Genomic DNA, 7,821 nt, shown 5'->3' with positions numbered 1-7,821 from the left:
GGTCCAGATGGACCGCAGACCACCCGGTAACATCCGATCCGTTGAACGCATCCAGGACTTCCGGGCAGAAGGTGCTGACGTTTCGATGAAACGTCCGCTGGCTGTAATCTTTCGTTTCTACCCAATCTGCCAGACTCATCCCGCTTTCCTGGTAAGCAGCGCCTTCGGCTCTCCACCAGGAAGCGCGGTCCTCCTGCCCATAAGTAACGTTACTCATACCTTGTGCCTCCTTATCTACTGGCTTGCTTTCAGTATAGATAAAGCGCACGTGTCTCGACAGGTACGTATTCTTTGACGCTTACGGGGTTGCATCGATGTGGCGAGCTTTTTCCAGAGTGCGACGTGCTTTCATCGTGGGGCGTCGAGGTTTCCGGGTGCAGTCGACAACCTTTGGAGGACGAGTCGACATGGTTTCTGCCGGTGCGCACAACCCGCGCCGGAAAACAATCCTGTACCCTGATTCAGCGAAAATGCAGCGGTCTTCTACCGCACGGTGGGAATCGAATAAGTATACGACCCGTGGGAGCAGATACTACTGCGGTTTTAAATACTTTATTTATCATAGTCTATAGTGGGAAGGCGAAGCCGCAGAAATGGTTATCAAGAGAAGAGTTCCCAGCTGTTAAAATTTCTGAAAACAATGAGAAATAAACTCAAATTCTATTGCATTTTGGATAAATTAGGACTAATATCTATATAAGGCTAAAATTTGGGAGGATTTCATGAAATGGTTGGGGTTCATTTTACTTTTTCTATGTTGGATAGTACCAGTGCAAGCGTCGTCAGAAGAGGTTCGGGAGTACATAACAATTACAGTAGAGGATGCGGATGGTCAGCCGATGAAGGACGGAATTGTGTATGTTTACGAGCACCGGTATAACCACGGTTCGCTTTGGAATGAGAGTCTCCAACATTATGAAGATCTCGGCTGGGACGTTGAAGGGGCAGTTTTCGCGACGGAACAAATCTACCAAATAGAACTGTATCAAGGAGAAGCAGAAGTGCCGAAAGGGATGTTTTTATATAATAGAGACTATGAAATCATTGTTAAATCAATTGATTCATCCGAAGGTGGTACGTTTTACCATCAAGGAGTTTCAGAGGCCGAGGACATGCATTTCTCGAGCGATACGTTGAAGCAGGCAACCGAAACCGGGGCAGGAGACGACAGCAGCAACGTCCATCATAACGGCTTCGGCTTTAAAAACGAGGACGGGGTGCTCGTAGGAAAACCGGTATGGATAGACGGTTCCTCGCTGTCAGACGTATCGATCTCCACGGAAGGAAGCGTCATTTACAACAGTGAAGTACAGGTCGAAAATGAACCGAACCGTTTGATTAGAGACGCAGCGGAGGAAACGGATACAGACTGGGTGTTTGACGTCGGTACGGAGCAGCTGGTCTTGATCGAAGCAGGGGATTATGACGGCATGCGCCTAGGGTGGTCAGGGTCTTTGACGGATGCAGTCTACATTACTCCTGGTCGTGCATTTGAAGTCTACGCTGATATCGAGGATGAGCATCATACGATAACGGCTAGGATGGTGAAATCATTTGAAGCAGACACTACTCTCCCCTTCAGCAGCAGCTTCTCCTCTGAGGTGGAAAGAGTGTGGGAAGGGAGCAATAATATCGAGCTGGAAACGCCCTATATTAATGATGCAGGGTTTCAACTGGCTCAAATAAGAGACAATCAGCAGCGCGGGATGGAGAACTCCAACTATATGAAAGTGGATGAGTCACATACCATCATCGACGCTGATTTCGAAGCCCATCATCTGGAGGAAGAAGAACATCTTCTGACATATGAACTTCGTCTGCAGGATGGGACGGTTACCCAGGTTGGAGGACATCCTCATTATCTGGTCGTGCCTCCATTGGAGGAAGGAACACATCAAATCGAGCTGATAGATTTTGTTTTTGACGAAGTAACATTCTCGCTGGAGGATGAATTCACCGTGGATGCGCATGGGGGAACGCCGCCTTCATCAGACGAACCCGAAGAGTGGTGGGATGTCGAATTAAGTGAAGGGTATAGCTATTACAGCGACTATTCCGGAGAATCTGTGATGCTGTTGATTTCCTATAATGATGAGGGCTCCCCGGTGGAGCACTTTGACTCGTGGATGGGGGCATCTCTTCAAGTTGATAAAGGCAGGCTGATCGACTGGGTGGAAGAACAGGAAGAAAACGAGAGAACTATGACCTTATTTATAACAACTGCGGGAATCCACGAGGAATCAGAAATGGTGAAAGCACACCACGAGATACGGGAAGACATCCGCTCTGAAGACATTAGGGAGGAACAATCCTTCACATTCACTGGGGATAAGTATGAAACTCCAGATGATGATGCTACCTACTTGTTTGAACTTGCAACGGAGGATTTTGGCTGGTCGTATGATCAGGCGGATAGTCTGAAAACCAACGCCCCGGATCAAACAGGCGTAACAAGGTTCCGACTGGAAGAGGATCATGTATCCCTGTTGAGAATTGATCAAGTATCTCAAGGCTTTAACTTTTTAAGAGCAGACGACCAGGCAACGAACATTCGTTTTATGAAAGGGAATGATTCGCACCCGGTCTACTCTGTTAGCGCCATGGATAAGACGATGGCATCCGCATCAGTCGATAATGAGATTTATTACGTTAGATCCAATATGAATAGATCGTTTCAAGTAGAGAGGGTCGAAAGGGACGACAGGAATTCTATATGGAAATATGCATTCTGGTATAACGGTTCTATGAATAACAATAGAGCAATGTTTGACGAATGGTCCATTGATGAAGCAGAGGCAGGTGGTTGGTCGCCAGGATGGTCTTCGATCATCCATCAAGTATCTCAAGGGGACTTTGAATTGGAAGAGGTGAGTGTCAACCACGCCAATGCCGGAGAAGAAGAGTTTATGATCGTCTCTCCTCAAGCGAAGCTGGAGCGGGAGAGTCAAGTTTTTATACCACGGTGGTCTCAAGTCCGGTTTTCCGAATTTGAGAACCTTCCTTTAGGCGATTATATGTATTCCTTTCAGCTGCCTGTGTCAGCGGACGAAGAGTTGGTTACACAGGGAGAAATCAGTTTCTTTGAACCATTCCTTTCTGTTGATCAACAATTGGACGGTGAGGTACTCACCGATCCGGAACTTGTCGTTACAGGAGAAGTAAAATCGTATTACGAAAGTTACTATGAACTTGCTCGTATCGAAGACGGGTCCTATGACTGGATAGAATGGGGAGATTTAGAGAATGGAGAATTTGAGTTGCAGATGACGCTGCCCGAGGAAGGAGATTATGTGCTGCGTATAGAGGGGAATCAATCTTATCAATATTTCTTCACCCTGGACACGTCATCGGAGGAAGAAGAGCCCACACCGACGCCCGCTCCTGTCCCTGTAACACCTGCTCCATCGCCGGCACCGCCGCCGGAGGAGGAGGGAGCACCTCCAGAGGAAGAAGAGGAGACGGAGGAAGAACAGGAACCATCATTTGAGCAGGACGAGGAGACGGGGAATATCACGAAGCGTCTGGACGACGGGGAAGACATCGAAGTCAGCGGTGAAGTGAGAGAACAGCTTCGTGGTACGGAAGGGACGCTGCTGCTGACGTCGGAGGAGGGCAGTGTCCGGCTGACGCAGGAGCAGCTGGAAGCGAACGAGCCTTTGTATGTGTCCATTTCTGCTGAGGAAAAGGAGACGAGCCCTTTCGAAGCACGATCACCGGTCGTCACCTTTGACCTGCATGACGGAGAAAGCGAAGGGAGCTTCTCGTCTTATGTCGAAAAAACTTTCCCCGTCAGTGCGAATGTAGACCCGGAAAAAGCCGCCGTCATGAAAGTCGATGAGGACGGAATAATGCTGTATCCGGTACCGGCCGTGTTTCTTAACGGCGAGGTCACTGTGAAGAGTTTTGCTGGGGGATCGTTTGCTGTGATCGAAGAAGAGAGCGATTTTCTAGACGTGGCTGAAGACAGCTGGGCGGCAGGCTATGTGAACAAGTTGGCCTCGAAGCAGCTAATTCTCGGCCGCGATGATGCAACCTTTGATCCGGAAAACAGCGTGACCCGCGCGGAATTTGCGGCTATGCTGACGAGAAGTCTCGGTCTGCGCGGGGATGGGCTGGCACCTCCGGAATTTCCTGACCTCGAGGACGGTGCCTGGTATGAAGGATACGTGCAGGCGGCGCTGGGTGCCGGGATCATTCAAGGCTATGAAGACGAAACGTTTCGACCGGATGCGGAAATATCGAGAGAGGAAGCAGCGGTTATGATGATGCGTGCCTCGCTTTACACGCAGCACTCACTGGATACTGGCAGTATGGACACCTTCGTAGATGAAGACGACATATCGAGCTGGGCGCGGGAAGCTGTAGCGTATATGAGCAGATACGATCTCATGCAGGGGGACGAGACAGGTGCCTTTCAACCAACGGATTCGATCCTGCGCCAAGAAACTGCTGCTGTGTTGGAAAGAATGTTGAGAAGATCAGCGATGATGAATTAATAGAGGAGCCATGGGCCCAGCAGCCTATGGCTTTTTTGTTTTTCCGTTAATACGAAATTTATCAAAGCCGAGGTGATTTTGCTCACTGTTTCGATCATTAGGCGACGTGCGGAAGGAATAGGTACTTAGATTGCAGCGAAAACAATCTCTTTTTCCAGCCGTATGGTGTGCGAAAGCGATCCTGGATCTTGAATCGTTGCCGGATTGCTGCAGTAATAACTCGACGTCCCTTCTCTTTGATTGGTCCTCTGCTTGATCAAGAAAATACCATGTACAGTTATCAGGTTAAGGAAGAGTAAATCTCTGTTCAACAAGAATACACCCGTAAAAATGGGCATAATTTGTTTAAAAGTGTTACCTGTGTAAATAAACATAAAAATAGTTCTAAAGACTTGTTTTTCATGTTTGAGGAATGATTGGTTTAAGTAGTGGTTTCTCGCTTTTACTCATGCCGGTCTTGAATAAATCCCCGCCATAACGAGATTTATATGGAATTTTTTCGAGGAAGACAAAGATTGTCCTCATTTTCATTTCGACATAGATAGACAGAAGTAAGTCATTTATCACACGAAGGATGAATGGAGACCTAACAAAACGAAAGAAGACATGCTACAATGAGTAACGTTGGCAATATAGGTTGTGACTGGAAAAGATCATAGACTTCAAGCAGAGCTAAGTTGAGTCCTGGGGGTTTAACAAATGGAAAATCAACTCATGGCAGAGTGTTACATAGAAGAACAAGGATTATTTCTAGTCGGCTTTACTCAACTCCACCAAACGGAAGTCAGGCTCACGCTGCATAGTGCAGACAAGGCTTACATATTAGAAGAGAACGTTCCAGATGAATATGGCTATTTTCAATTCGGTCCACTGGAGATCGGAACAGCCTACATGCTTGAGCTCATTGTGGGAAAAAATCAATGGTTATGGTCCATTATGGATGAACATATTAACCCTGTATATTCCCTAAAAAAGGCGGTAAACTGAAAAAAGACCTAATATTCTATTGTGTTACAGGAAAAAGAAACGTATGATAGTAATTATCTATACCTAGACCTTCTACTTTTTCACAACTTAGAAAGAATCATACATAACTGTAGAGACGGTCCAAATACTTAGACGAGGTGATGTAACGTGAGGAAGTTTCCGCTTAGTAAGAAAGCAACAGCCGTAACGCTTGCAACAACGATGCTGTTTACGTCCGCAGCAGCATTTACTCCCATTTCTGCCGATGGCGGGGATCAGGTAGTTTATGCCGAAAATAATGGAACATCGGAAGAAATTGAAATGGTTGCTGATCTCGTTGTAGAGGTGTATGACCAATTCGTAGAGAATGTAGGAGAAGATTCCGATGAATTTGAAACGATGCAGCAGCTTCGAGATGATGTTGAACGTTTTAATGAAAATAGAGGAGAGCTTGGTTGGACTCAAATCATAGACGAGGCAAGAACCGGCTTGGCAACAGATCTAAACAGTGTGATTGATGGCGATGAAACGGTGGAAGACTTCATGATCGATGTTTCCACCCTACTTGTCACCGCAGACCGGGAAAATCTAGATGAAGAAATGCAGGCTATTGTTAATGAATATAACGAAGCATTTCAAGATATCTTTGGTGAAGACTTTTCATTAGAAGGGTTGTTCACGATTTTTGAAGATGCTCTAGAATTTGTTTCAAACAATGAACCGCAGCTCTCAAGTGATCCAGAAGAAATGTTGAGAGAGTATTTAAAAGAGATGCTTCAGTATCTAGAAGCAAATAATGATGTAGCTGAAGATATGGGAGAAACACTAAGGGACTTTGAAGTAACTTACGAAGGTATTGCAGATTCATTGATGAGAATGGTGGATGACATAAGCTTCAGTGAAACTTCGGAGCTGGTAGATCTACTGTCTGCATTAAATGATGCTACAGATGATGTATTAGAAGAAGACGAAGAAGAGCCTTCTCCAACGCCGACACCAACACCAACGCCGACACCGACACCAACTCCTGGTGACGACGATGATGACGATGCGGACGAAGGGCTCGAAGACGATGAGACCGAAGTGGATGAAGAAGAAGGTCGCGTCGTTGTCGGGGAAGACGCAGTGGATGTCGAGCTGGAAGAAGACCCGGAAACCGGTGAAACGACCGTGCGTGTGCGTGTGAATGAAGAGCGCCTGGCAGAATCACTCGCCTCTTCAGACAACGTCGAAGAAGTCAGCTTCAACATTGATAAGGAAGAAGGCCAGCGTGGTGAAGTAACCCTTTCGTCCCGCTCCGTCAGCGCCGTACAGGCAGCCAACCCGCGTGCCCGCATCAGTGTGAGCTCCAGTGAAGGGAACATGAGCGTCCGTTCCTCTGAAATCAATGTCGAAGAGATTCGTGAGAGCTTCGAACTGGCTGAAGAAGACGAGCTGGATATTGATTTTGAAATCAACCGTACCGAAGACGTAGATGACGTCCTTGAAGACAATGAACTCGACGAAGCATCCGACGTTGTCGAATATGCGATCGAAGCACGTTCCGGAGAGCGCAGCACGAACATCCAGCGCTTCCAGAGCCCGATCGAGCGGACCATCAATGTCGATGACGAAAATGTTGACGAAGAAGACCTCGTCGTTGTCCGCCTGAACGACGACGGCTCGTATTCACCGGTACCGACCCGCACAGAGAACGGTCAGGTGAAATTCCAGAGCTTCAACAACAGTAAGTACGTCGTCGTCGAAACAGATGTGGAGTTTGCTGATGTCCCTGAAGACCAGTGGGCTTCGGACTACGTCAACAGCCTTAGCTCCCAGCTGATCATGGAAGGGTTCCCGAACGGCGAATTCCGACCGTATGAATCCACGACTCGTTCCCAGTTCGCGTCCATTCTGGCTCGTGGCCTCGGCCTGGATGCCGGCCAGTCCTACGACGGAGACTTCTCCGACGTGAGTGACGAGTGGTACGCCGACGAGCTGCAGGCCGTCGTCGATTACGGGATTGTCGAAGGGTACGAAGACGGCACGTTCCAGCCGGAAGATGAAGTGACGCGCCAGGAAGCGGCCATCATGATTCAGCGAGCGATGGAACTGATCGACATCGACTACCCGCAGGTGACCGAGAACACGTTCGCTGCCTTTGACGACAGCGATGAGATTGGCTCTTGGGCACAGGACGCGGTAACGACTGTAATGCAGGCCGGTGCCGTCGAAGGCCGGCCGGGCAATGAATTCGCACCGCAGGAGACAATCACGCGTGGCGAGATTGCGGCGCTTCTCGACCGCTTCCTCCGCCAGTCTGATTTCATTAACTAAATCCGCCATCGCGGCTGAGAGTTCGGCGGAGGCCGGACTCTCT

Annotated in this window: 4 protein-coding genes; 3 read left to right on the top strand and 1 reads right to left on the bottom strand. The window is 48.1% G+C overall.

The window, feature by feature from the left end:
• On the bottom strand, positions 1–217 hold a 217-nt coding region (locus tag G477_RS0113255; protein WP_026698349.1), incomplete at its 3' end, for a hypothetical protein.
• A 622-nt stretch (positions 218–839) separates the two neighbouring features.
• On the opposite strand from G477_RS0113255, the gene G477_RS0113250 reads away from it, so the two are divergent.
• The 3 genes from G477_RS0113250 to G477_RS0113240 all read left to right on the top strand — a co-directional run bounded on the left by G477_RS0113250 (position 840) and on the right by G477_RS0113240 (position 7,778).
• Positions 840–4,496 (top strand): S-layer homology domain-containing protein, encoded by a 3,657-nt coding sequence (locus G477_RS0113250; protein WP_026698348.1) that lies wholly within the window; start codon positions 840–842, stop codon positions 4,494–4,496.
• Between the two features lie 699 nt (positions 4,497–5,195).
• On the top strand, positions 5,196–5,483 hold the full coding sequence (locus tag G477_RS0113245) for a hypothetical protein (RefSeq protein ID WP_026698347.1): 288 nt from the start codon (positions 5,196–5,198) through the stop codon (positions 5,481–5,483).
• Positions 5,484–5,630: 147 nt separating this feature from the next.
• The gene (locus tag G477_RS0113240; protein ID WP_026698346.1) at positions 5,631–7,778 is read left to right on the top strand and encodes an S-layer homology domain-containing protein; all 2,148 of its coding nucleotides are present in this window, start codon (positions 5,631–5,633) and stop codon (positions 7,776–7,778) included.
• The last annotated feature ends 43 nt before the right edge of the window (positions 7,779–7,821 follow it).

The organism is Alkalicoccus chagannorensis DSM 18086 (genome assembly GCF_000429725.1).
Classification (GTDB): Bacteria; Bacillota; Bacilli; order Bacillales; family Salisediminibacteriaceae; genus Alkalicoccus; species Alkalicoccus chagannorensis.
Note: the sequence above shows the minus strand (reverse complement) of the source record. Positions and strands in the feature narration are given on the sequence as shown.

What these genes read in the sequence shown, in the direction of transcription:
- G477_RS0113250 (WP_026698348.1), top strand. Translation starts at nt 840, where the DNA reads ATGAAGGACGGAATTGTGTATGTTTACGAGCACCGGTATAACCACGGT.
- G477_RS0113245 (WP_026698347.1), top strand. Translation starts at nt 5,196, where the DNA reads ATGGAAAATCAACTCATGGCAGAGTGTTACATAGAAGAACAAGGATTA.